General features: G+C 70.3%; 20 protein-coding genes and 1 riboswitch. Of the genes, 6 read left to right on the forward strand and 14 right to left on the reverse strand.

The genetic code is table 11. From position 1 onward, the window contains the following. Positions 1-127: 127 nt before the first annotated feature. From ACFC06_RS09300 to ACFC06_RS09335, 8 genes are all read right to left on the reverse strand, one after another. Positions 128-1,615, reverse strand: coding sequence for a PstS family phosphate ABC transporter substrate-binding protein (locus ACFC06_RS09300; protein ID WP_375929280.1), 1,488 nt, complete (start codon positions 1,613-1,615; stop codon positions 128-130). A 94-nt stretch (positions 1,616-1,709) separates the two neighbouring features. Beyond that, on the reverse strand, positions 1,710-2,747 hold the full coding sequence (locus ACFC06_RS09305) for a PHP domain-containing protein (protein WP_375929281.1): 1,038 nt from the start codon (positions 2,745-2,747) through the stop codon (positions 1,710-1,712). Positions 2,748-2,751: 4 nt separating this feature from the next. Then, a complete protein-coding gene (locus ACFC06_RS09310) occupies positions 2,752-3,333 on the reverse strand; it encodes a dihydrofolate reductase family protein (protein WP_375929282.1) in 582 nt (193 codons plus the stop codon). A gap of 63 nt (positions 3,334-3,396) precedes the next feature. Beyond that, positions 3,397-4,257, reverse strand: a complete 861-nt coding sequence (gene mutM, locus ACFC06_RS09315; protein ID WP_375929283.1) for a bifunctional DNA-formamidopyrimidine glycosylase/DNA-(apurinic or apyrimidinic site) lyase — start codon at positions 4,255-4,257, stop codon at positions 3,397-3,399. Between the two features lie 3 nt (positions 4,258-4,260). Beyond that, positions 4,261-4,992 (reverse strand): ribonuclease III, encoded by a 732-nt coding sequence (gene rnc, locus ACFC06_RS09320; protein ID WP_375929284.1) that lies wholly within the window; start codon positions 4,990-4,992, stop codon positions 4,261-4,263. 3 nt (positions 4,993-4,995) lie between these two features. Further along, positions 4,996-5,178 carry a 50S ribosomal protein L32 gene (gene rpmF / locus ACFC06_RS09325; protein WP_022565580.1) on the reverse strand — a complete coding sequence of 61 codons (183 nt, stop codon included), beginning with the start codon at positions 5,176-5,178 and terminating at the stop codon, positions 4,996-4,998. 2 nt (positions 5,179-5,180) lie between these two features. Next, complete coding sequence (locus tag ACFC06_RS09330; protein ID WP_375929285.1) at positions 5,181-5,864, reverse strand: DUF177 domain-containing protein; 684 nt, start codon at positions 5,862-5,864, stop codon at positions 5,181-5,183. Between the two features lie 87 nt (positions 5,865-5,951). Then, positions 5,952-6,725: a DivIVA domain-containing protein gene (locus ACFC06_RS09335; RefSeq protein ID WP_375929286.1), complete on the reverse strand. Its 774-nt coding sequence runs from the start codon at positions 6,723-6,725 to the stop codon at positions 5,952-5,954. Between the two features lie 251 nt (positions 6,726-6,976). Here ACFC06_RS09335 and ACFC06_RS09340 point away from each other — a divergent pair, with 251 nt between their 5' ends. Next, positions 6,977-7,495 (forward strand): GtrA family protein, encoded by a 519-nt coding sequence (locus ACFC06_RS09340; protein WP_375929287.1) that lies wholly within the window; start codon positions 6,977-6,979, stop codon positions 7,493-7,495. On the opposite strand, the gene coaD is transcribed toward ACFC06_RS09340, so the two are convergent. The 3 genes from coaD to ACFC06_RS09355 are packed head-to-tail and all read right to left on the reverse strand — an operon-like array spanning position 7,492 to position 11,942. Further along, on the reverse strand, positions 7,492-7,980 hold the full coding sequence (gene coaD / locus ACFC06_RS09345; protein ID WP_375929288.1) for a pantetheine-phosphate adenylyltransferase: 489 nt from the start codon (positions 7,978-7,980) through the stop codon (positions 7,492-7,494). The two genes, ACFC06_RS09340 and coaD, sit on opposite strands and share 4 nt — an antisense overlap. 3 nt (positions 7,981-7,983) lie before the next feature. Further along, a complete protein-coding gene (gene rsmD, locus ACFC06_RS09350; RefSeq protein ID WP_375929289.1) occupies positions 7,984-8,547 on the reverse strand; it encodes a 16S rRNA (guanine(966)-N(2))-methyltransferase RsmD in 564 nt (187 codons plus the stop codon). After that, positions 8,544-11,942 (reverse strand): pyruvate carboxylase, encoded by a 3,399-nt coding sequence (locus ACFC06_RS09355; RefSeq protein ID WP_375929290.1) that lies wholly within the window; start codon positions 11,940-11,942, stop codon positions 8,544-8,546. The genes rsmD and ACFC06_RS09355 overlap by 4 nt, the downstream gene beginning before the upstream one ends. A 283-nt stretch (positions 11,943-12,225) precedes the next feature. Next, a riboswitch (cobalamin riboswitch) is annotated at positions 12,226-12,430 on the forward strand. A 144-nt stretch (positions 12,431-12,574) separates the two neighbouring features. Between ACFC06_RS09355 and metE the strand changes: the two genes are divergently transcribed. Continuing rightward, a complete protein-coding gene (gene metE / locus ACFC06_RS09360) occupies positions 12,575-14,839 on the forward strand; it encodes a 5-methyltetrahydropteroyltriglutamate--homocysteine S-methyltransferase (protein WP_375929291.1) in 2,265 nt (754 codons plus the stop codon). Positions 14,840-15,090: 251 nt separating this feature from the next. After that, positions 15,091-16,515, forward strand: a complete 1,425-nt coding sequence (locus ACFC06_RS09365) for a short-chain fatty acyl-CoA regulator family protein (RefSeq protein WP_375929292.1) — start codon at positions 15,091-15,093, stop codon at positions 16,513-16,515. Position 16,516: 1 nt separating this feature from the next. On the opposite strand, the gene recG is transcribed toward ACFC06_RS09365, so the two are convergent. Together recG and ACFC06_RS09375 are read right to left on the reverse strand one after the other, a co-directional pair. Beyond that, positions 16,517-18,787, reverse strand: a complete 2,271-nt coding sequence (recG, locus tag ACFC06_RS09370; RefSeq protein WP_375929293.1) for an ATP-dependent DNA helicase RecG — start codon at positions 18,785-18,787, stop codon at positions 16,517-16,519. Between the two features lie 3 nt (positions 18,788-18,790). Next, positions 18,791-20,899 (reverse strand): DAK2 domain-containing protein, encoded by a 2,109-nt coding sequence (locus tag ACFC06_RS09375; RefSeq protein WP_375929294.1) that lies wholly within the window; start codon positions 20,897-20,899, stop codon positions 18,791-18,793. Positions 20,900-21,196: 297 nt separating this feature from the next. Here ACFC06_RS09375 and rpmB point away from each other — a divergent pair, with 297 nt between their 5' ends. From rpmB to ACFC06_RS09390, 3 genes are all read left to right on the forward strand, one after another. Continuing rightward, complete coding sequence (gene rpmB / locus ACFC06_RS09380) at positions 21,197-21,388, forward strand: 50S ribosomal protein L28 (protein ID WP_011210730.1); 192 nt, start codon at positions 21,197-21,199, stop codon at positions 21,386-21,388. Between the two features lie 80 nt (positions 21,389-21,468). Continuing rightward, positions 21,469-21,930, forward strand: coding sequence for a GNAT family N-acetyltransferase (locus ACFC06_RS09385; protein ID WP_375929295.1), 462 nt, complete (start codon positions 21,469-21,471; stop codon positions 21,928-21,930). A gap of 9 nt (positions 21,931-21,939) precedes the next feature. Then, the gene (locus ACFC06_RS09390; RefSeq protein WP_375929296.1) at positions 21,940-22,731 is read left to right on the forward strand and encodes an enoyl-CoA hydratase/isomerase family protein; all 792 of its coding nucleotides are present in this window, start codon (positions 21,940-21,942) and stop codon (positions 22,729-22,731) included. Positions 22,732-22,863: 132 nt separating this feature from the next. On the opposite strand, the gene ACFC06_RS09395 is transcribed toward ACFC06_RS09390, so the two are convergent. Continuing rightward, a complete protein-coding gene (locus ACFC06_RS09395) occupies positions 22,864-23,115 on the reverse strand; it encodes a hypothetical protein (RefSeq protein ID WP_375929297.1) in 252 nt (83 codons plus the stop codon). Between the last annotated feature and the right edge of the window lie 33 nt (positions 23,116-23,148).

The following is a 23,148-nucleotide window of genomic DNA, read 5'->3' on the forward strand; positions in this document are numbered from 1 at the left end:
CGCACCCGCCTGAACAGAGTGGCCGTGATGGAACGTACCCCGCTACCGGAGAGTAAACCAGCGTCGCCTCGCGAATTCGTGTCGGCGATGTCGCGCCGGGACAGGAGATTCCGCCGTCAACAGCCCTCTACGGCGTACAGAATTTCGGTTCGGACTCGGTATCGCACGGTATGTTGCCGAACTCGATCATGGTGAGCCTGGCCTTACCGCGGGTCAGGTAGTCCAGGAACTGGGCCACCAGCGAATCACCGGCGACCGGACCGTGGGTGTACGCGTATTCCACGCCGGTGAACGGATACGTGCCGTCGCGCACCGCCTCCCGCGTGGGCGCGATCCCGTCGATGGTCACCGCCGCCACGTCCGCGCCCACCGCCGAGGTCTCCAGATAGCCCACCGCGCCAGGGATTTTGGCAACGAACGTAGCCACTTCCTCGGTGACGTCCACCTCGCACTGCGTCCCGCCCACCGCCATCCCCACGCAACTGGTGTAGCGGAACACCTTCCGGTTCTCCTCGAGCAGCCGGGCCTCGAGCGCGCGGCGGGTCCCCGATCCCGCGGTGCGGTCGATCAGCACCACCGGCAGGTCCGGCCCGCCGATCTCGTTCCAGTTGCGGATGTCTCCGCGATACAGGTCGCGGATCTGGGCGGTGGTCAGATCCCGCAGCCCGACGGCCGGGTGCACCACCATCGAGAACGAACTGCGCACGAGCGGATGCTCGGTCAGCGAGGCGAACGAGGTGCCCTTGCCGCCGTCACCGATCGCGAGCACGGCGGTGGTCTCCCCCGCCCTGGTCAGTGCCCGCAGACCGGGTTCGGTGCCGGTGAAGTCGAAGCTGAACCGGGCGGCGGTGCAGGTCTTCTCGTAGTTCTGCGCGGCCCGGCGGATCGCCGGGGCCAGCGCCGTGGACCCGACGACGGTCAGCGCGCCCTCGGCGCAGTCACGCGGCGGCGGGTCCGCGCGCAGCACCGCGACCAGCAGCTGGGTCAGCACCACCAGGGCGAGGAACACGCTCAGCCCCAGCAGCGCGGGCTCACGCCGCGACCCGCTCGAGGTCAGCACGAACCGGCCGCCCTTCACGCTGCCGACCTTCTGGATGACCTTGGTCGCGTTGCGGTCCAGCGGGTCGGGCGCGGGGCCTTCCAGCACGGCGAGCACCTTGTAGTGCTCGCCGCGTTCGAGTCGTTCGGCGGGCAGCGCGATCTCGGCGTGGCCGTCGTCGTCGGCGCCCGCGGCGATCGCGCGCAGCGCCGGGCTCAGCGGCTGCACCGGTGCCCCGGACTGGTCGACCCGCTCGGTCACCTCCACCACGCTCACCCGATGCTGCGGGAAGGTCAGCCGTGGCCTGCCGGTGCCGCCGTAGTCACCGTCCTCGATGGTGGCGTTGCCGTCGTTCTCGATCCGGATGAGTACCACCGATTTCGGTGCCGCCGGACCGGACCCCGCCGGTGGCGCGGCCGCGTTCGGGTCCTCCAGGATCCGGCTGGCCGGGGTGTTCATCTGCACGCGGTACCCGAGGCGCTTGCGGCCGACGAAGACGAACTCGCGCAGGAACGCCGCGACCGCGACCACCAGACCGATCAGGGACAGGACGACATCGACCGGAAAATCCCCCATCGCCCACCCCACCCCTCGACCGGCTACGCGTATCCGTATGTCTACCAGCCGGATCCGCGCTCGAACACGCCGACATCAACTGTTCGGCCGGACTTCACCCGCTGGGTACCGCCGTCCACGCGAGCAGCTCCTCGACCGGCCAGGTGTCGATCACCCGCGCCGCGTCGACCCCGTGCGCGAGCGCGCGTTCGCAGCCATAGCCCTGCCAGTCGAGCTGCCCCGGCGCGTGCGCGTCGGTATCGATGCTGAAGTAGCACCCCATCTCCACCGCCAGCTCGATCAACCGTCCCGGTGGATCACGGCGCTCGGGCCTGCTGTTGATCTCGACGGCCGTGCCGTAGCGGCGGCACGCCTCGAAGACCAGTTCCGCGTCGAAGCTGGACTCCGGCCGGGTGCCACGGCCACCCTCCACCAGGCGCCCCGTGCAATGGCCCAGGATGTCGACGTGCGGGTTGGCGACGGCGTCGACCATGCGCCGGGTCATCGTGGCGCTGTCGTCGCGCAGGCGCGAATGCACGCTGGCGACGACGATGTCGAGCCGGTCGAGCAGCTCGGGCTCCTGGTCGAGGCCGCCGTCGTCGAGGATGTCGACCTCGATCCCGGTGAGCACGCGAAACGGCGCCAGCTGCGCGTTGAGTTCGGCGACCACGTCGAGCTGACGGCGCAACCGCTCGGCGGACAACCCGTTGGCCACGGTGAGCCGGGGCGAGTGATCGGTCAGCGCGCAGTACTCGTGCCCCAGCGCCGCGGCGACGGCCATCATCTCCGCGATCGGGCTGCCACCGTCGGACCAGTCGGAATGGGTGTGCAGGTCACCGCGCAGAGCCTTGCGCAGCGCGGCACCGGCCGGGGCGATGGGCTCGGCGGACGCGCGCAGGTCGGCGAGATAGTCGGGCACCGCACCGGTCTGGGCCTGTTCGATCACGGCGGCGGTCTTGGGACCGATGCCGGTGAGCTCGCGCCAGCTGTGCTCGCGTGCGCGGGCGGCGAATTCGGTGGCGGACAGGGCGGCCACCACGTCGGCGGCCCGGCGGTAGGCCTTCACGCGGTGCGTCTCGGCGCGACCGCGTTCGAGCCAGAACGCGATCTCGCGCAGCGCCGCGACCGGACCGGGACCGCCCGCCGCCGTCATGGCCCTACCTGATCCGGCCGTACTTGAGGAAAGCGACGCCGTCGGCGTACACCCGGCTGGTGATCACCCGGAACCGTTCCGGCGCGGGCAGTCTCGCGCCGCCGCCGAAGAGCGGGCGGCCGGTGCCGAGCACCACCGGATACAGCTTGAGGAACACCTGGTCGATCTCGGGCAGCAGCGTCTGGGCCAGCTCACCGCCACCGCAGAGCCAGATACCCAGCCCCGCTTCGCGTTTGAGCGCCCGCACCGCGCCCACCGGGTCGGACCCGATCACCTCCACGCCGGGCGCGGGCGATTCGGGCAGCGTGGTGGACACCACGTACTGGCGCAGATGCTCGTACGGACTGGCCGTGCCGGTCCGCACCCCGAAATCGTGGGTCTTGCGGCCCATGATCACGGTGTCGAAGTAGACATTGCCCGCCGCGATGCCGCGCGCCTCGCGCACCTTGGTCGGCAGCGTCTCGGGATACTGGGTGATGATCGAGGGCCCGTGGTCGCCGCCGACGGGGAAGAAATCCAGTGTCCCGTCCTCGGCGGCGATGAACCCGTCGATCGTCGATGCCACGAAATAGGTCAGCTTGCGCATAACGTCCTCCTGCACGGACCCGGCCGGTCACGACCCGTCACCAGAAACGGTAGCGCGCCGGGTTCAGCGGCGGCGCGGCTTCCGCTGACACGTCGGGCAGGAAAAAGACGATCTGTTCATGAATTGCTCGCGCACCAGCAGCGCGCCACACCGATCGCACGGTTCGTTCTCCCGCCCGTATGCGGCCAGTGAGCGGGAGAAATAGCCGGATTCGCCGTTCACATTCACATACAGCGCGTCGAAGGAGGTGCCGCCGACGGCCAGCGCTTCGCTCATGACCGCGGTGACGCCGTCGAGCAGGGCGCGCACGGCGGGCCGGGTCAGGCCGGAGGCGAGGCGGGTGCCGTGCAGGCCGGCTCGCCACAGTGCCTCGTCGGCGTAGATGTTGCCGATGCCGGAGACCACGGTCTGATCCAGCAGTACCCGCTTGATCTCGGTGTTCTTGGCCCGGATGGCGGCCACCGCGGCCTCGCGGTCGAACCGGGGGTCCAGGGGGTCGCGGGCGATGTGGGCCACCGAGTCGGGTACCGGGGTGCCGTCCACCGTGACGAGCTCGCCGAGCGCCCAGCCGCCGAAGGTGCGCTGGTCGACGAAGCGCAGTTCGGTGCCGTCACCGAGCCCGGCGCGGATGTGGGCGTGCTTCTCGAGCGGGGCGCCCGCGGGCTGCACGAGCATCTGCCCGCTCATTCCCAGGTGCACGATCAGGGCGGTGTCCGGCTCGTCGAAGGTGAGCCACAGGTATTTGCCACGGCGCTGCGCGGCCTCGATGCGCAGCCCGGTCAGCCGGGCCGCCAGATCGGCCCCACCCGGGGCATGCCTGCGCACGGCCCTCGGGTGGGTGACGACGATGTTCTCGATGGCACGCCCGACGGCGTGCTCGGCCAGACCGCGCCGCACCACCTCGACCTCGGGCAGTTCGGGCACGGCTCAGGCTTCTGCGACAGGTTCGTCGGTGAGCGCCTGGTAAGCGGCCCCGGCGGCCTTCTGCTCGGCTTCCTTCTTGGAGCGGCCGACACCCTGACCGTACGGACGACCGGCGATCACCGTGGTGGCGGTGAACTCCTTGTTGTGGTCCGGGCCGGTGGAGGTGATCTCGTAGGCGGGCACGCCCAGACCGCGTTCGGCGGTGAGCTCCTGCAGGCTGGTCTTCCAGTCGAGACCGGCGCCCATGCGGGGGCCGCGCTCGAGCAGTTCGGCGAACAGGCGCAGCACGACGCCACGGGCCACTTCGATGCCGTGCTCGAGATGCACGGCGCCCAGCAGCGATTCCATGCCGTCGGCGAGGATGCTCGGCTTGTCGCGGCCGCCGGTGAGCTCTTCGCCCTTGCCGAGCAGCAGGTACTGGCCGAGTCCGCCGTCGCCGAGTCCGCGCGCGACCTCGGCGAGCGCGTGCATGTTCACCACGCTGGCGCGCAGCTTGGCGAGCTCACCCTCGGACTTGTCCGGGTGCTCGGTGTAGAGGCGCTCGGTGATGCTGAGGCCGAGTACCGAGTCGCCGAGGAACTCGAGGCGCTCGTTGGTCGGCAGACCGCCGTTCTCGTACGCGTACGACCGGTGCGTCAGCGCGAGGCGCAGAAGCTCCGGTCGTACGTCGACACCGAGGGCGGTGAGCAGGCTGGCGTGATCCGCCGCGCCTACTGTGTCTTTGCTCGCTGTCACGAATCAGACAGCAGCGGTGACCTGGCGGCCCTTGTAGGTGCCGCACGACGGGCACGCGATGTGCGGGAGGGTCTTCTCACCGCAGGCACGGTTCGGGCAGGTGACCAGGGTCGGCGCGACGGCCTTCCACTGGCTGCGCCGCGACCGGGTGTTGGAACGGGACATCCGGCGCTTGGGAACAGCCACGGCTACTTCTCCTCTGTGTTTTCGCTGACCACGTGGGCATCGTTTGCCACGGGAGCGGATCGGTCTGGGGTGGTGGAACCCTCGGCGGGGTCGCCGGTGCCGGGCGTCTCGGTGGCGAAACTCGCCAACTTCGCCCAGCGAGGGTCCAGTATCTCATGCCCATGATCGGAACCCGCAATCGCCATCCGCACACCGCACTCGGGGCACAGGCCCCCGCAGTCCGGGGCGCACAGCGGCTGCAGCGGAAGCTCCAGCCCGATGGCGTCGAGGATCACCGGCTCGAGGTCGATGAGGTCGTCTTCCATGCGGTAGACCTCGTCGTCCTCGGTCGTCTGCTCGGTGGTGCTGTCCGGATACGCGAACAGCTCCGTCAGACGAATCTCCACCCGGTCGTCGAACGGTTCGAGGCAGCGCGAGCACTCCCCCACCGTCGGCGCGGACGCCGTGCCGGTGACCAGCACACCCTCCGAGACGGCCTGCAACTGCAGGTCGAGTTCCACCGCGGCCTCGGCCGGGATGGCGATCAGGTCGAGACCCAGCCGCTCGTGGTCGGTGACAGTGCGACGCAACTCCCGCATGGTCCCCGGCCTGCGGCCGAGACTGCGGACGTCCAGCACGAAACCCGCGTCGGACACAGGGCCGTTGGCCTTGCGTGGACGCGCGGATGAACCGGAACCGGCGGACATCACTGACTCACTAACCGTCGAGGGGATGATGGGCAACCACTCAACAGTACGGCAGGACCCCGGCCGAACTCAAAACGCGCGGTGCGCTCAGCGCCGGTGCTCGGCGGCGTATTCCGGGTAGTCCCCGGCGGGCGCACCGCGCATGTGCCTGCGGCCGCGGGTGATGGTGCGCCGGGTCGTGCCGAGCGTCTCCTCCAGTTCGGCCAGTCGGCCGTCGAGATCGCCCATCCGCTCGTCGACGTAGTCGTCGCATTCGGCGCGGACCCGGTCGGCCTCGGCCTGGGCGTCGTCGATGAGCCGGGCCGATTCGACGTGCGCGGCCCGCACCACCTCGGTCTGCGACACCAGGCGGGCCTGCTCGGCCTGGCCGTCGGCGACCGAGCGCTCGTAGGACGCCTTACCGGACTCGATGGCCCGGTCGGCGTCGATCTGGGCGCGGCCGGTGAGTTCGTCGTATTCGGCGTTGCCGTCGGCGATCACCTGCTCGGCCTCGGCCTGGGCGGTGCTGACCAGCCGGTCGGCGTGCGCGGTAGCCTCGGCGACCATCCGGTCGGCGTGCGCCTTGGCGTCGGCCAGGATGCGGTCGGCCTCGGTGCGGGCCGCCTCGACGGTGGTGCGGGCCTGCTCGTCGGCCGCGGTGACGGTGGCCTCGGCCCCGGCGCGGGCGTCGCCGACGATCTTGTCGCGGTGATCAAGGACGTCCTGGGCGTCGTCGAGCTCGCCGGGCAGGGCGTCGCGGACATCGTCGAGCAGTTCGAGGACGTCACCGCGCGGCACGATGCAGCTGCGGGTCGGCGGGATGCCGCGCGCCTCTTCGACGATGGCGACCAGTTCGTCGAGTGCTTCGAATACGCGATACATGCTCACTACCCTCCTGCGGACTCACGGCGAAACCACTACCGCCGCCGCCCAGTCTGCCCGTCGCGGGCGCCTGTGCCGAATGTCGTCGCGGTGTGTCGCGACAGTGTCCTAGATCGCACGGATATCAAGTGGAGTGAAGCCCTCCACTTCGGCTACCATCGGTGGGCACGACAACGCTGTCGCCGGGAAGTTCCACACGCTTTTCGCTGTTGTTCCTCTCGACGTCTGTTCATCGCGATCGGAGTCGAACCATGACCGTCCTGGAAACACCGAGACCTTCGGTGCTGCACGTCGCGGGCATGTTCACCCCCTTCGCCAACCCGCTGCCGCTGGTCGTCGCACCGGTTCCGGTGCGCCCGCGGGTGGACCGGACCCTGCGCTATCTGCGCGGCGACCGCGCCCTGCCGCAGCTCATCCGCTTCGCGCTGGTCGGCGGGTTCAGCAATATCGCCTATGTGCTGCTGTTCTTCGCCATGGTCGGCGTGGGGCCGCTGATCGCCAATGTCGTCGGCTCGATCGTGAGCACCGTGCTCGCCAACGAGCTGCACCGTCAGCTCACCTTCCACGCCACCGACCGGGTCAGCTGGTTCACCGCGCAGTGGGAAGGCGGCGGCCTGGCCCTGCTCGGCCTCGGTATCACCACCGCGGGCCTGGCCGCGCTCGGCGTGTGGGCGCCCGGCCTGGGCGACACCGCGCAGGCCCTGGTGGTCCTTGGCATCACCGCCGCCGTCGGCGGCCTGCGCTTCCTGGCTCTGCGCGGCCTGTTCTAGGCGTTCTTGCGCTCGGCGATCTTCTCGAGCAGCCGCTTGTGCACGGTCGGCGGAAGCATGTCGCTGACATCGCCGCCGTAGGCCGCGACTTCCTTCACCAGCGAGCTGGACAGGAAGCTCAGCGAGGGGTTGGTGGCGATGAAGAAGGTGTCGACGCCGGCGAGCTTGTGGTTCATCTGCGCCATCTGCAGCTCGTAGCCGAAGTCGCCCGCGTCGCGCATGCCCTTCACGATCGCGCGGATGCCCTCCTGCCTGGCGAAGTCGACGGTCAGGCCCTGCCAGGAGGCGACCCGCACATTGGGCAGGTGCCGCACCGCGTCGCGCAGCAGTTCCATGCGTTCCTCGACGGTGAACATGCCCTGCTTCTTGGGGTTCACATTCACCGTGACGACCACCTCGTCGAACTGCGCGGCCGCGCGGGTGAACACATCGAGGTGACCGTTGGTGACCGGGTCGAAGGAGCCGGGGCACAGTGCTGCAGCCATGACTCAGACGCTAGCACCGAACTCGGCGAGCTCGATTCTGGTCTCCCCGTACTTGCGGGTCCTCAGCGGCGCATAGCCTGCGGGCCAGGTGATTTCGGGTGAGCGGATGGAGCGTTCCACGATCACCAGGGCCTCGGGGGCGAGCCAGCCGTTGGCGGCCAGGGCGGCGAGGTCGGCGGTGACCTCGGGGGTGCTCACGTCGTAGGGCGGGTCGGCGAAGACCACGTCGTAGCCGTCGGGTGCGGGCTGGGCCAGGACGGTGCCCACGGTACCCAGGCGCAGTTCGGCGCCGGGCAGGCCGAGCTCGGCGATATTGGCGCGCACCACCGCGGCGGCCTTGCGGTCGGATTCGACCAGCAGGGCGTGTGCGGCGCCGCGCGAGAGCGCCTCCAGGCCGAGCGCGCCCGACCCCGCGTAGAGGTCGAGCACGCGCGTGCCGTCGAGGTCGAGGCGGGCGTCGATGGCGCTGAACAGCGCCTCGCGTACCCGGTCGGAGGTGGGCCGGGTTCCGGCGGGCGGCACCTTCAGGCGCCGCCCACCGGCCGTTCCCGCGACGATGCGGGTCATTCCGACTCGCGCGCAGCCAGTTCCACCAGCAGGTCGCCGCCCTCTACCTGCTGCACCTTCGCGGTCGCGATCCGGCCGACCACGCCCGCGCGCGGCGCGGTGATGGCCGCTTCCATCTTCATCGCCTCGATGGTGCCGATGGTGTCGCCCGCGTGGATCTCGTCGCCCTCGCCCACGGCCAGGGTGACCACACCGGCGAACGGCGCCGCGATATGACCGGGGTTGTTCTTGTCGGCCTTCTCCGCCGCCGGAACTTCCGAGGCGATCGAACGGTCACGCACCGCGACCGGGCGCAACTGCCCGTTCATGATGCACATGACCGTCCGCATCCCCTTCTCGTCCGGCTCCGAGATCGCCTCCAAGCCGATGAGCAGGGTGACACCCTTCTCCAACTGCACCCGATGCTCCTCGCCCCGGCGCAGACCGTAGAAGAACTGGTTCTCCGACAGACCCGTGGTGTCGCCGTACTTCTCCCGGTGGCTCCGGAACTCCGCGGCCGGGCCGGGGAACAGCAACCGGTTGAGCGTGTCGCGACGCTCCAGCGAGGAACCGTCCAGTCCCTTCTGATCCGCCGGGCTCAGCGGCACCTCGGGCTTGGGCTCGTTACGCCCGGCCAGCGCCTTGCTGCGGAACGGTTCCGGCCAGCCACCAGCCGGAGTGCCGAGCTCCCCACGCAGGAAACCGATCACCGAATCCGGAATGTCATAGCGGCCCGGATCAGCAGCGAAGTCCTCGATCTCGACACCGGAACCCACCAGCGCCAGAGCCAGATCACCGACGACCTTCGACGAGGGCGTCACCTTGATCAGACGACCCAGCAGCCGGTCGGCTGCCGCGTACTTGGCCTCGACTTCCTCGAACCGGTCACCCAACCCCAAAGCGATCGCCTGCTGACGCAGGTTCGACAGCTGACCACCCGGAATCTCGTGCGTGTACACACGTCCGGTCGGGGCGGGCAGCCCGGACTCGAACGGCGCGTACACCTTCCGCAACGCCTCCCAATACGGCTCGAGGTCGCAGACGTTCTGCAGATTCAGGCCGGTGTCGCGCTCGGTGTGCGCGGCGGCCGCGACGATCGCCGACAGCGCAGGCTGCGACGTGGTACCCGCCATGGCCGCCGACGCACCGTCGACCGCGTCGGCACCTGCCTGCCACGCCGCCAGATAGGTCGCGAGCTGACCACCAGGGGTGTCATGGGTGTGCACATGCACGGGCAGATCGAAATTGCTACGCAGTGCCGTCACGAGCTTGGCGGCCGACGGTGCCCGCAGGAGCCCGGCCATGTCCTTGATCGCCAGCACATGTGCACCAGCGTCCACGATCTGCTCGGCGAGCTTGAGGTAGTAGTCGAGGGTGTAGAGCTGCTCGTTCGGGTCGAGCAGATCACCGGTGTAACTCAACGCGACTTCCGCGATGGCCGTACCGGTTTCGCGCACCGCGTCGATGGCCGGGCGCATCTGGTCGACATTGTTGAGCGCGTCGAAGATCCGGAAGATATCGATGCCGGTGGTCGCCGCCTCGGACACAAATGCGCGGGTCACCTGCTCCGGGTACGGCGTGTAGCCCACGGTGTTACGCCCACGCAGCAGCATCTGCAAGCAGATGTTCGGCACGGCCTCGCGCAGTGCGGCCAAACGCTCCCACGGGTCTTCGTGCAGGAACCGCAGCGCCACATCGTAAGTCGCGCCACCCCACGCCTCGATCGAGAGCAGTTCGGGAGTCAGCCGCGCGACGTGCCCGGCCACACCGAGCAGACCGTTGGTGCGCACCCGGGTCGCCAGCAGCGACTGGTGGGCGTCACGGAAGGTGGTGTCGGTGACGCCGAGCGCCTTCTGCTCCCGCAGGGCCCGGGCGAAACCGTCGGGTCCGAGGGTGAGCAGCCGCTGACGTGACCCGTCCGGCGGCGGCAGCGTCATATCGATGGCGGGCAGCTTGTCGTACGGGTACACCGTGGTGGGCCGCTCACCGTGCGGCTTGTTGACGGTCACGTCCGCGAGGTAGCTCAGGATCTTGGTGCCACGGTCGGCCGACCCGCGCGAGGTGAGCAGCTGCGGGCGCTCGTCGATGAACGAGGTGGTGACCCGGCCCGCCTGGAAATCGGGATCGTCGAGCACCGCCAGCAGGAACGGGATATTGGTCGTCACGCCACGGATGCGGAACTCGGCCAGGGCGCGGCGAGCGCGCGCGGCCGCGGCGGGCAGATCGCGGCCACGGCAGGTGAGCTTGACCAGCATGGAGTCGAAGTAGGCGCCGATCTCCGCGCCCAGGTTCGCGCCGCCGTCGAGGCGGATACCGGCGCCGCCGGGCGTGCGGTAGGCGGTGATGCGACCGGTGTCCGGGCGGAAACCGTTGGCGGAGTCCTCGGTGGTGATCCGGCACTGCAGGGCCGCGCCGCGAATCGAGACCGTCTCCTGGCTCAGGCCGAGATCGGCCAGGGTCTCCCCCGCCGCGATGCGCATCTGGGCCTGCACCAGGTCGACATCGGTGATCTCCTCGGTCACCGTGTGCTCGACCTGGATGCGCGGGTTCATCTCGATGAACACGTGGTTGCCGCGTTCGTCGAGCAGGAATTCCACCGTGCCTGCGCAGCTGTAGCCGATCTGCCGGGCGAAGGCCACGGCGTCGGCGCAGATGCGTTCGCGCAGTGCGGGGTCCAGGTTCGGCGCGGGCGCGAGCTCGATCACCTTCTGGTGGCGGCGCTGCACCGAACAGTCGCGCTCGAACAGGTGCATCACATTGCCGTGCTGGTCGGCCAGGATCTGTACCTCGATGTGGCGGGGGTTCACCACGGCCTGCTCGAGGAACACCGTCGGGTCGCCGAAGGCCGATTCGGCCTCGCGGGAGGCGGCCTCGATCGACTCGCGCAGCTGCTCGGGCGCGGCGACCCGGCGCATGCCACGGCCACCACCACCGGCGACGGCCTTGACGAAGATCGGGTACTCGAGCTCCGTCGAAGCGGCCAGCAGCTGCTCGATGTCGGCCGAGGGTTCGCTGGACTTCAGCACCGGCAGGCCCGCGGCCCGGGCGGCCTCGATCGCGGTGGCCTTGTTGCCCGCCATCTCGAGGACCTCGGCCGAGGGGCCGATGAAGGTGATGCCCTCGCGCGCGCAGGCCGCGGCCAGATCGGGATTCTCCGACAGGAAGCCGTATCCCGGGTAGATCGCGTCGGCGCCGGCCGACTTGGCCGCCTCGACGATCGCCTCGATCGAGAGGTAGGCCCGCACGGGGTGACCTTCCTCACCGATCTGATACGACTCGGCCGCCTTGAGACGGTGCACGGAGTTGCGATCCTCATACGGGAACACCGCGACCGTTCCGATGCCTAGTTCGTAGGCGGCGCGGAAGGCGCGGATAGCGATCTCGCCGCGATTGGCGACCAAGACTTTCGAGAACATTGGACTACGGTACCCGGCCCGCGAGCGGGGTCCGGCACGCAAGGTGACTTCGCCACAGTCTTCACACCGAACATCCCCCGACCTGCGAAGTCGCGGTAATCGGACCGTCACATCTCACCGCGGGAGTCCCCGGCCCGTGCGGTCGGTGGTGCGGCGGCAACGCGCAGGTCACGCCCCTGTTCGGCACGTCCGGGTGAGCAGCCGGCCCGCGACCCCCTATGCTGGTGGGTGCAGCTGGTTCGCCTGCGCGGTGGAAGAGTCGGAGCCCCGACCTCCCGCGCCGGTGTCGAAGCCCGCCGCCGGTTCCCCGGCGCCGGGTGAAGAGGGAACCCGGTGGGAATCCGGGACTGTCCCGCAGCGGTATGCAGGAACGACCGCCGTCATCACGCACTGGACTTCGTGTCCGGGAAGCGACGGCCAGTAGGTCGGTCGACACACACGACCGGTGCCCGCGAGTCCGAAGACCTGCCGACTGTGCCGGATACGCCGTATCCGGCGGCCACCGCCTCGTGGATCGGGCGCGCGGACCACCCACAGACCGAGACAGACCGTGCCCGCACGGCGTCGACGGTCCGGCGGTTGGCGTCTGCCCGCATGGTGAGGGCCGTCCGTACCGCACTGGAGAAACTTCCGTGACTGTTTCGCACACTCCTTTCACCGCAACGGTTCTCGGTCTGCCCCGGGTGGGCCCGAACCGGGAACTCAAGCGCGCGACCGAGGCCTACTGGGCGGGCCGCGCCGACGCGGACCACCTGCACACCGTCGGCCGGGAACTGCGCCGTGCCCAGCTGCTCGAGCTGCAGGCCGCGGGCCTGGACTCGGTGCCGGTGGGCACCTTCTCCTACTACGACCAGGTGCTCGACACCGCCGTGCTGCTCGGCGCGCTGCCCCCGCGCGTCGCCGGGATCGCCGACCCGCTGGACCGCTACTTCGCAGCCGCGCGCGGCACCGACACCGTCGCCCCGCTCGAGATGACCAAGTGGTTCGACACCAACTACCACTACCTGGTCCCCGAGATCGACGCCGCCACCGTCTTCTCGCTGAACCCCGGCAAGCTCCTCGCCGAGCTGGCCGAGGCGATCGAGCTCGGCGTGGCACCTCGCCCGGTGGTGGTCGGCCCGATCACCTTCCTGAAGCTGGCCAAGTCCGCCGACGGCGCGGCCCTGGACCGGCTGCCGGAGCTGATCGCCCTCTACGCCGACCTGCTCACCCAGCTCGCCGACGCGGGCGCGCAGTGGGTGCAGATCGACGAGCCGGTGCTGGTCACCGACCTCACCGACGCCGAGGTCGCCCTCGTGCGCGACACCTACACCCAGCTCTCGGCGGTGGACCGGCGCCCGGCGATCCTGGTCGCCACCTACTTCGGGCACCCCGACGCCGCCCTGGGCGCGCTGGCAGGCACCGCCGTCGAGGGTGTGGCGGTCGACTTCACCGCGGGCACCCGGGTCGCCGATCTCGCCGCGCTGCCCGCGCTGGCGAACAAGCTGGTGGTGGCGGGCGTGGTCGACGGCCGCAACATCTGGCGCACCGATCTCGACGCCGCGCTGAGCACCCTGGGCACCCTGCTGGGCAGCGCCGGGTCGGTGGCCGTGTCCAGCTCGTCCTCGCTGCTGCACGTGCCGTACTCGCTGACCCCCGAGACCGGGCTCGACGAGCGGCTGCGCTCGTGGCTGGCCTTCGGCGCCGAGAAGGTCGCCGAGGTGCGCGTGCTGGCCACCGCGCTCACCACCGGCACCGACGCCGTGGCCGCCGAACTGGCCGCCGCGCGCGACGCCGCCGAGTCGCGGCGCACCGATCCGCGCCTGCACGTCGAGCAGGTCAGGGCCCGCCTGGCCGCGCTCGACGAGAGCGACCTGAACCGCCTGCCCGCCGACGAGCGCCGCGCCCTGCAGCGCGAGCACCTCGACCTGCCGGTGCTGCCGACCACCACCATCGGCTCCTACCCGCAGACCTCGGCCATCCGCCTGGCCCGCGCCGCGCTGCGCAAGGGCGAGATCGACGAGGCCGAGTACGTGCGCCGGATGCAGGCCGAGATCGCCGAGGTGATCACCCTGCAGGAGAAGCTGGGCCTGGACGTGCTGGTGCACGGCGAGCCCGAGCGCAACGACATGGTGCAGTACTTCGCCGAGCTGCTCGACGGCTTCGCCGCCACCGAGAACGGCTGGGTGCAGTCCTACGGCACCCGCTGCGTGCGTCCGCCGATCCTGTTCGGTGACGTCTCGCGTCCCGAGCCGATGACGCTGTCGTGGATCGGTTACGCCCAGTCGCTGACCACCAAGCCGGTCAAGGGCATGCTCACCGGTCCGGTCACCATCCTGGCCTGGTCGTTCGTGCGCGACGACCAGCCGCTGGGCGAGTCGGCCCGCCAGGTGGCCCTCGCCATCCGCGACGAGACGGTGGACCTGGAGGCCCAGGGCACCCGGGTGATCCAGGTCGACGAGCCCGCCCTGCGCGAGCTGCTGCCGCTGCGCGCGGCCGACCAGCCCGCCTACCTGCAGTGGTCGGTGGACTCGTTCCGCCTGGCCACCGCCGGTGTCGCCGACACCACCCAGGTGCACACCCACCTGTGCTACTCGGAGTTCGGTGAGGTCATCTCGGCCATCGCGGGCCTGGACGCCGATGTCACCTCGATCGAGGCGGCGCGCTCGCACATGGAGGTCCTCGACGACCTGAACGCGGCGGGCTTCGCGCTCGGCGTCGGCCCGGGCGTCTACGACATCCACTCCCCGCGCGTGCCCTCGGTCGAGGAGATCACCACGTCGCTGGCGGCGGCGCTGAAAGCCGTTCCCGCCGAGCGTCTCTGGGTCAACCCGGACTGCGGCCTCAAGACCCGCGGCCCGGTGGAGGTCGAGGCGTCGCTGCGCAATCTGGTGACCGCCGCCGCGGCGCTGCGGTAGCCGGGAAACAGCTGCGGTAGCCGGGAAACACCTGGTGAATCGCGGTCCCGGGCGGGCGTTTTCCGTCCGGGACCGCGTGCGCGGCCGCGGGGCGTTTCGGTCTTCATGAGGGGGAGATCGAACCGCCCTGCGGCTCTTCGCACGTTACGCACAAGTAGTAACAGATAAAATCCCTTGCTGGACTGGACATCTCCCGAGGTAATCGCCACTTTCAGCAAACGTTGCGAACCCTGAGCGTTAGGATCTTCGGCGTGCGGAAGATGTACGCGGGGGCCAGGCTACGACGGCTGCGCGAAGAACGGCGGATGACCCAGGCGGCGCTGGCGAAATCGCTGGATCTGTCACCCAGCTATCTCAACCAGCTCGAGCGCGACCAGCGCCCGCTCACCATTCCTGTTCTGCTGAAACTGAACTCGACCTTCGACCTGGATGTCCAGTTCTTCGCCGCCGACTCCGACGCGCGCCTGGTCTCGGATCTGCACGAGGTCCTGGTCGAGGCGGCGGGCGGTGGCGACACCGCGCCGATCACCGAGGTCGAGGAACTGGCGACCCGGCTGCCGGAGGTGGCGCGCATCGTCATCGCCATGCACCGGCGGCTGCGTGCGGCCACCGACCAGCTCGACCTGCTGTCCTCGCGGGTGGAGAACCCCAGCGGCGCCCCCGGCACCCCGATGCCCTACGAGGACGTGCGCGACTTCTTCTACGACCACCGCAATCACATCTCCACCCTCGATCACGCCGCCGAGCAGCTGTTCGAGGAATCCGGGCTCAGCATCGGCTCGCTGGACCGCCAGCTGGCCCGCATCGCCGAGGAACGCGCCGGGGTGACGGTGCTGGTGCGCGGCGACGGCGCCGACCCGACCATCCCGAAACGCCACTACGACCCCGACACCCGCACGCTCACCCTGGCCCGCAGGCTGCGCCCGGGCCAGCGCGCCTTCCAGATCGCCTCGACCCTGGGCCTGCTGCTCTACGGCCGCGAGATCGACAATGTGCTCGCCGAATCCCGCGCGCTCACCGGCGAATCGCGGACGCTGGCCCGGGTCGGGCTGGCCAACTACTTCGCCGGCGCGCTGATCCTGCCCTACGGCCGGTTCCTGCGGTCGGCCGAGGAACTGCGCTACGACGTCGACCTGCTCGCCCTGCGCTTCGAGGTGGGTTTCGAGACGGTCTGCCATCGCCTGAGCACCTTGCAGCGGCAGGGCCAGCGCGGGGTGCCGTTCTTCCTGGTACGCACCGACCGGGCGGGCAATATCTCGAAACGCCAGTCCGCCACCGCCTTCCATTTCTCCCGGGTCGGCGGCAGCTGCCCGCTGTGGGTCACCCACGAGGCGTTCGCACATCCGGGGCGCATCCTCACCCAGATCGCGGAGATGCCCGACGGGCGCCGCTACCTGTGGATCGCGCGCACCACCCCGCCCGCGCCGCAGGGTTTCGGCGGTGCGTCGAAGAACTTCGTCATCGCGCTGGGCTGCGATATCGAGTACGCCGACCGGCTGGTGTACTCGCAGGGCATCCAGCTCGACGACCCCCAGGTGGCCGTGCCGATCGGCGCGGGCTGCAAGGTGTGCGAGCGTCCGTCCTGCCCGCAGCGGGCGTTCCCGCAGATCGGCCGCGCGCTCGCGGTGGCCGAGCACACCAGCACCGATCTGCCCTACCCCCGGCTGCCGCGCTGACTCAGGACTTGGCCAGGTATTCGATGCGTTCGCCGTCCACGGCGGCGTGCATCATCCCGGCCAGGCCCGGATGCTTCACCAGGCCGGGGTCTTCGGCGACCACCTGCCGGGCGAGTTCCTGGGCGGCGGTGATCACCTCGAGGTCGTCGAGCAGCGACAGCAGCCGCAGCGACCGGGCCGTGCCGGACTGGGCCGAGCCGAGCACATCGCCCTCACGACGCTGACGCAGGTCCAGCACCGACAGTTCGAACCCGTCGGTGGTGGCGGCGACCGCTTCCAGCCGGGCCATGGCCGTGCCGCCGGGCGCGGCGTCGGTGATCAGCAGGCACAGGCCGGGATGCTCGCCGCGCCCGATCCGGCCGCGCAACTGGTGCAGCTGGCTCACGCCGAATCGGTCGGCGTCGACGATCACCATGACCGTGGCATTGGGTACGTCGACACCCACCTCGACCACCGTGGTGCACACCAGGACATCGATGGCGCCGTCGTTGAACTGGCGCATCACGTGATCTTTCTCGTCGGACGGCAGCCGCCCGTGCAGCAGCCCGACCCGGACCCCGGCCAGCGGCCCCGCGCTCAGCGTCTCGTACATGTCCACGGCGGCCTGGGTGGTCGGGCCCTCCTTCTCCTCCTGCTTGGCGGCCTTCTTGCCCTTGGCGGGCGGCGCGTCGGGGTCCTCGCCGATGCGTGAGCACACCACATACGCCTGGCGGCCCTGCCCGACCTCTTCCAGGATCCGTTCCCACGCGCGCTCCACCCAGCCCGGATGCAGTTTGCGCGCGACAACTTTCGAGGTGATCGGCGAACGGCCCCGGGGCAGCTGGGTGAGCGTGGAGGTCTCCAGGTCGCCCAGGGTGGTCATGGCGATGGTGCGCGGGATGGGGGTGGCCGTCATCACCAGCAGATGGGGGCTGATGCCGTTCTTGGCCTTGGCACGCAGGGCATCTCGCTGCTCCACGCCGAAGCGGTGCTGTTCGTCGACCACCACCAGGCCCAGGTCGAAGAACTCGACCGCGTCCTGGATGAGGGCGTGCGTACCGATCACCAGACCCGCCTCACCGGTCACCGCGTCCAGCAGCGCGGCCTTGCGGGCCGAGGCCGACATGGACCCGGTCAGCAGGACGACTTTGGTGGCGTGCTCACCCGCGCCGAGTTCGCCCGCCGTGCCCAGGTCGCCGAGCATCGCGCGCACCGACCGATAGTGCTGGGCGGCAAGCACTTCCGTCGGTGCGAGCAGCGCGCACTGACGGCCGGAGTCGACCACCTGGAGCATCGCGTGCAGGGCCACGATGGTCTTGCCCGAACCCACCTCACCCTGGAGCAGGCGATGCATCGGGCGGGTGCGCGACAGATCGGCGCCGATCTCGTCGATCACCTGCCGCTGGCCCTCGGTGAGCTCGAACGGCAGGCGCTCGTCGAAGGCGGCGGCGATGCCGTCGGTGCGCGGCGGGCAGGCGGGCGCCGTGCGGCCCTCGACCTCGTGACGGCGTTCGGCGAGCACCAGTTGCAGGGCCAGCGCCTCGTCGAAACGCAGCCGCTCCCTGGCCCTTTCGATATCGAGCTTGTGTTCGGGCAGATGGATCAGGCGCAGCGCGTCGGTGACCTCGAGCAGGTTGCGTTCCTCGCGCAGGTCGGCGGGCAGCGGGTCCTCGATCGGGTCGAGCTGGTCGAGCACCTGGCGGATACAGGCCAGCAGATCCCAGCTCTGCACCTTGGCCGTCGCCGGATACACCGGCACGAATTCACGTTCGAAGAACGAGGCGTCCACTCCCCCGGCACCTTTGGCGCTCTGCGCCAGCCCGCGCAGCGCACCGCTGCCGCGCACCGAGGTGAGCTCCTCCACCCCCGCCTCGGCCTTGTCGGGCAGGATCAGATAGTCCGGGTGCGAGAGGTTCCAGCGGTCGGGCCGCCACCAGTGCACGGTGCCCGACATCATCGCCCGCACACCCTCTTTCACCAGATAGCGCACCTTGTCACCGTTGAAGAAGGTGGCTTCGATCGGCCGGGGCGCGCCGGTGTCGAGCTGCACCTTCAGCAGCGAGCCGCGCCGGTTCTTCATCGGGCGCAGTTCGGTTTTGGTGATGCGGCCGATCACGGTGATGTGGGCGGATTCCTCCGGCTCCTCCTCGGTGAGGGGCTGGCCCTGGGTGGCGTAGCGCACCGGATAGTGGCGTAGCAGGTCTTCGACGGTGGTCATGTCGAAAGCCTCGGTCAGCCGTTCGGCCGCTTTCACGCCCAGCACGTGATCGAGCCGGTCACTCAGTGTCGCCATCGTCTACTCGACCCCAATCTGCACCAGATCCGCTTGCTGCCCACCGGAATACACCACCACCTCGACACCGGGGAACCCGGCCGTCACATGGTCGGTGAGTACCTGTCCCAGCTCGGGGCCCGCGTCGGCACCCATCAGCAGAGTCACCAATTCACCGCCGAGACCGAGCATCCGGTCCAGCAGAATCCGTCCGGCCCCGACCACGTCCGGGTCGATCACCACCACATCCTGGCCGACCAGGCCGAGCCCGTCACCCGGGGAACAGGTACCGACCATGGTCAGCGCCCGCACCCGCGCCGCCCGCAGCGCACCCCACCGGGTGGTCGCGGCGGCCTCGGACATGGCGAAGGCGTCGTCGACCGCGATCCGTCCCCGATCGTGCACCGCCAGCGCGGCCAGGCCCTGCACCATGGAGGCGCTCGGCAGCAGCAGCACATCGCGCGAGGCGTCACGCGCGGCGACACCGACGGCGACCAGCTCCTGCGCGGGCAGCGCGCCGTTCGGCAGGACCAGGACTTCGCGATGCGGCATGGACCGGATGGCACGCAGCAGGGCGCTGGTGTCGAACTGGCGGTCGCCCCGCAGGACCACAGCACCGGCGTCGGCGAACAGCCGGGCCGCGTCGTCACCGGAGACCACGGCGAGGATCCCGCGATCGGCCTCGCCGGTCTCGGCCTGCGGCCCGGGCGCCGGGTGCGTTCGATCGGGCGAGTCCGCGCCGGTGCCCGCTGCCGCGTGCGAATGACTTGCGGCGTCCGGCGCGGCTGTGGCGTCGAACCCGGTGGGCCGATCCGTGGCGCCGGGGTCCCCCGTGCACGTGCCCGAGACCCTGACGTCGACTCTCTGCCCGCCCGAAACTTCGGAGTCCGGCGTGTACCCGCCTGCGGCGACGACCGGACGGCCGGCGCCCGGCACGGTCAGTATTTCCTCGTGATACCCGCCGTGGGGCGCGGTCACCGCGAAGCTCTCGATCCGCACACCGCTGAGCCGTCCGATCGCGAGCCCCGCCTCGATCGCCGCCCCCGCGTCCCGGCAGTGCACATGCGCCGACCAGGTCCCGTCCCCGTCCCCGACCACCACCACCGAGTCCCCCAGCACGGCCAGCCGATCCCGCAGCCCCCGCGCCGCGTCCTCGTCACTCCCCGAGATCAGATACATGACCTCGAAATGCGGGTCCGGCGCACGCTCCGGGAGCGGATGGTCACAGTCGTCCTCACCGGACCGTCCCACGTCACCGCGATCTTCCGCATCGCGGGGCTGCACCGCACTGCCGGGCCGTACGGCGATGCGGTCGGCTGCGGTTGTCGGGGCGGGCTGGACACTCAGCTCTGGGGCGAGCCGGTCCGTGCCGGTGTCTGCCCGTTTCCGGGCATAGGTGTCTCGGGTCGGGGCGTGGCCGCAGACAGTCGCGACCAGGCAGTCCAGCAGGACCAGCAGGCCGCGGGCGCCCGCGTCGACCACGCCCGCCGCCCGGAGCACACCGAGTTGGGTCGGTGTCTCGTTCAGGGCGCGCGCCGCGCCGTCGGCGGCGGCCCGCGCCACCGTCACCAGTGACGGGTCGTCGGCGGCGTCGGCGGCCACGGCGGCGCGGTCGAGCACCGTGAGGATCGTGCCCTCGACCGGTGCGCTGAGCCCGGTGCGCACCAGCATCGCCGCGCGCCGCAATGCCACCCGCAGCCGCTGCCCGGTCAGGGGACCGTCGACGACAGCATCGGCGATCCCGCGCAGCACCTGCGAAAGAATGATCCCGGAGTTCCCCCGCGCCCCACTCGTCGCGCCCCGCGCCAGTGCCCGCGCGATCCGATACGCCGACGGCACCACGGCGGGATCAGCGGCACCCCGCGTGATCGGCTCGGGTGTCACCCGACCCGCGTCAGCCGGGGCGACCGGCACGAGACCGGAGGCGACGGACTCGGTGGCGGCCTGCTCGGCGGCGGACACGGCCGCGCGCATGGTGGCGAGCAGGTTGGTGCCGGTGTCGGAGTCGGCGATGGGGAACACGTTGAGGGCGTCGATCTCGGCGCGGCGTAGTTCCAGGTCGGTGCGGCAGGTTCGGGCCCAGGTCAGTAGCGAAGCGCCGTCGAGGGCCTCCCGCACGTGCGACACCGTCACCTCTCTCCCCGTTTCCGGCGCCCGCGCGCCGAGCATCGCACGCCAGGTTAGCGCCAGCCGCCGACAGCGGTATGCTCGCCGCGGACGGGCCGCTCCTCCGGCCGGATCGGTGTCTCGACCGGGACACCCGGTTTGGAACTTCACGGCCCGGCCCGCTACCCTTGCAGGGTTGCCTCGTGCGGCCCTTCCGGGTCTGCGCTGGCCGACGCGAGTCGGCAAGGCATTTGACGACATCAGTTTCCGGTACAGCGGGCATCCGTGCGCGCTGACCGCTTATGACATGAAGGAGCTCGCGACATGGCTGCCGTTTGCGACGTCTGCGCCAAGGGCCCCGGTTTCGGGAAGTCGGTCTCGCACTCGCACCGGCGCACCAACCGTCGCTGGAACCCGAACATCCAGACCGTGCGTGCGCAGGTTGCCCCTGGCAACACCCGCCGGATGAACGTGTGCACCTCCTGCCTGAAGGCGGGCAAGGTCGTCCGCGGCTGATTCTCAGCCCGTACATTCTGCCGACACCACCCCGGCGCCCTTGTGGGTGATCCGGGGTTTTGTCGTCGTAGGGTGCTGTCGTGCCTGACTGGCGGCTCGAGCCGCTGACCGCCGACCGTGTTCCCGCGCTGGCCGCCTGCCACATCGCGACCTGGCGCGAGTCCTACGACACCCTCGTCCCGGCGCACGTCCTGGCCGGTTTCGACCTGGACCGCTCGATCCTCACCTGGGAGCGCCGCCGGACCGAGGGCACCCACCGCATACCCGTCGCCCTCGCCGGTGACGAACTGATCGGCTTCGCCGCCGCGAGCCCGCACGAACTCGACGCGCTCTACGTCCGCCCGGCCTGGCACGGCACCGGCGTCGCCGACGCCCTCATCACCGAGGCCGCCCCCGCCTCGCCGTGCACACTGTGGGTCTTCGCCGGCTATCCGCGCGCCCACGCCTTCTATCGCAGGCACGGCTTCGCCGACACCGGCGTGCACCGCGTGGACCCGTTCACCCTGCTGCCCGAACAACTGTGGCGCCGCGCCCCTCGCTAGGGTGACGCCATGAGTAGTACCACCGAACCGGTTCCGGCCGCCCAACTCGTCGACGGCGTGCTGCAGTTGACCATCGCCACCGCCGCGGCGGGCACGTCGATGGACTTCGACCTGATCAACGCGGGCACCGCCGCGCTGCGCGATCTCGATCCCGGCGTGGGCGCGATCCTGCTCACCGGCGCTGGCCCGAACTTCTGCGCGGGCGGCAATGTCCGCCACTTCGCGGCCGCCGAGGACCGCGGTGCCTTCCTGCACACGCTGGCCGGGGAACTGCACGAGTTCGTGCGCGCGCTCGACGCCGTCCCGGTGCCCGTGGTCGCCTCGGTGCACGGCTGGGCCGCCGGTGCGGGCATGAGCCTGGTACTCGGCGCCGATATCGCGATCGGTGGCCCGTCGACCAAGCTGCGTCCCGCCTACCCGGGCATCGGCCTGAGCCCCGACGGTGGCATGTCCTGGCTGCTGCCGCGCATCGTCGGGGCGAACCGCGCCGCCGAGATCCTGCTCACCGATGCCGTGCTCGACGCCGAGGAGGCCGTGCGCCTGGGCATCCTGAGCCGGCTCGTCGCCGACGACGAGGTCCGCGCCGAGGCACTGAAGGTGGCCCGGAGCTTCGTCACCGGCCCGCGCACCACGTACGCGGCCATGAAAAAGCTGCTGGCCCAGTCGCCCACGGCGACCCTGGACCAGCAGCTCGACGCCGAACGCGACAGCATCGCCGCCGCCGCGAACGGCAAGATCGGCCGCGAAGGCGTCGACGCCTTCATCGCCAAGCGTAAGCCCGACTACCTGGGCCTCAGCTGACCCCCGGCCGAACGACACCACCACGGGTTTTCGGCCGCCTCGCCCCCGAGGAGCGAGACGTGACGCCGCAGGCGGAGTATCGCTTCTCGGGGGTGAGGCCCAAGGGGCCGAAAACCCTGCGGCGCCAGCCGCCTAGCACACAGCGCCGAGGGCGCTGAAGGTGTTCTGCAGCAGGCAGGTCACCTTGGCGTTCACGCCGGAGGAGATGGTGGAGGTGCCGGTGGAGGTCCATTCCTCGCCGACCTGGGTGGTGGCCACCGGCGCGGCCTGCTCGTCGTAGGGCTGCAGGGCCAGGCCCGCGGCGGAGGCCGAGGCCGCGCCCGCGGTGAGGGCGGCGGCGACGGCGGCGGTCGCGACGGCGGCGCGGAGGGTCGTGCTGTGCATCGGGTTGTGCTCCTTCATCATTTTTCTCTGGTG

Source organism: Nocardia sp. NPDC056064 (assembly GCF_042266925.1).
Classification (GTDB): domain Bacteria; phylum Actinomycetota; class Actinomycetes; order Mycobacteriales; family Mycobacteriaceae; genus Nocardia.

Bases quoted from the DNA above. Each gene is read 5' to 3' on its own strand.
- ACFC06_RS09300 (WP_375929280.1), bottom strand. From the start codon at position 1,615: ATGGGGGATTTTCCGGTCGATGTCGTCCTGTCCCTGATCGGTCTGGTG.
- ACFC06_RS09305 (WP_375929281.1), bottom strand. From the start codon at position 2,747: ATGACGGCGGCGGGCGGTCCCGGTCCGGTCGCGGCGCTGCGCGAGATC.
- ACFC06_RS09310 (WP_375929282.1), bottom strand. From the start codon at position 3,333: ATGCGCAAGCTGACCTATTTCGTGGCATCGACGATCGACGGGTTCATC.
- ACFC06_RS09330 (WP_375929285.1), bottom strand. From the start codon at position 5,864: ATGTCCGCCGGTTCCGGTTCATCCGCGCGTCCACGCAAGGCCAACGGC.
- ACFC06_RS09335 (WP_375929286.1), bottom strand. From the start codon at position 6,725: ATGTATCGCGTATTCGAAGCACTCGACGAACTGGTCGCCATCGTCGAA.
- ACFC06_RS09340 (WP_375929287.1), top strand. From the start codon at position 6,977: ATGACCGTCCTGGAAACACCGAGACCTTCGGTGCTGCACGTCGCGGGC.
- coaD (WP_375929288.1), bottom strand. From the start codon at position 7,980: ATGGCTGCAGCACTGTGCCCCGGCTCCTTCGACCCGGTCACCAACGGT.
- rsmD (WP_375929289.1), bottom strand. From the start codon at position 8,547: ATGACCCGCATCGTCGCGGGAACGGCCGGTGGGCGGCGCCTGAAGGTG.
- ACFC06_RS09355 (WP_375929290.1), bottom strand. From the start codon at position 11,942: ATGTTCTCGAAAGTCTTGGTCGCCAATCGCGGCGAGATCGCTATCCGC.
- recG (WP_375929293.1), bottom strand. From the start codon at position 18,787: ATGGCGACACTGAGTGACCGGCTCGATCACGTGCTGGGCGTGAAAGCG.
- rpmB (WP_011210730.1), top strand. From the start codon at position 21,197: ATGGCTGCCGTTTGCGACGTCTGCGCCAAGGGCCCCGGTTTCGGGAAG.
- ACFC06_RS09390 (WP_375929296.1), top strand. From the start codon at position 21,940: ATGAGTAGTACCACCGAACCGGTTCCGGCCGCCCAACTCGTCGACGGC.
- ACFC06_RS09395 (WP_375929297.1), bottom strand. From the start codon at position 23,115: ATGCACAGCACGACCCTCCGCGCCGCCGTCGCGACCGCCGCCGTCGCC.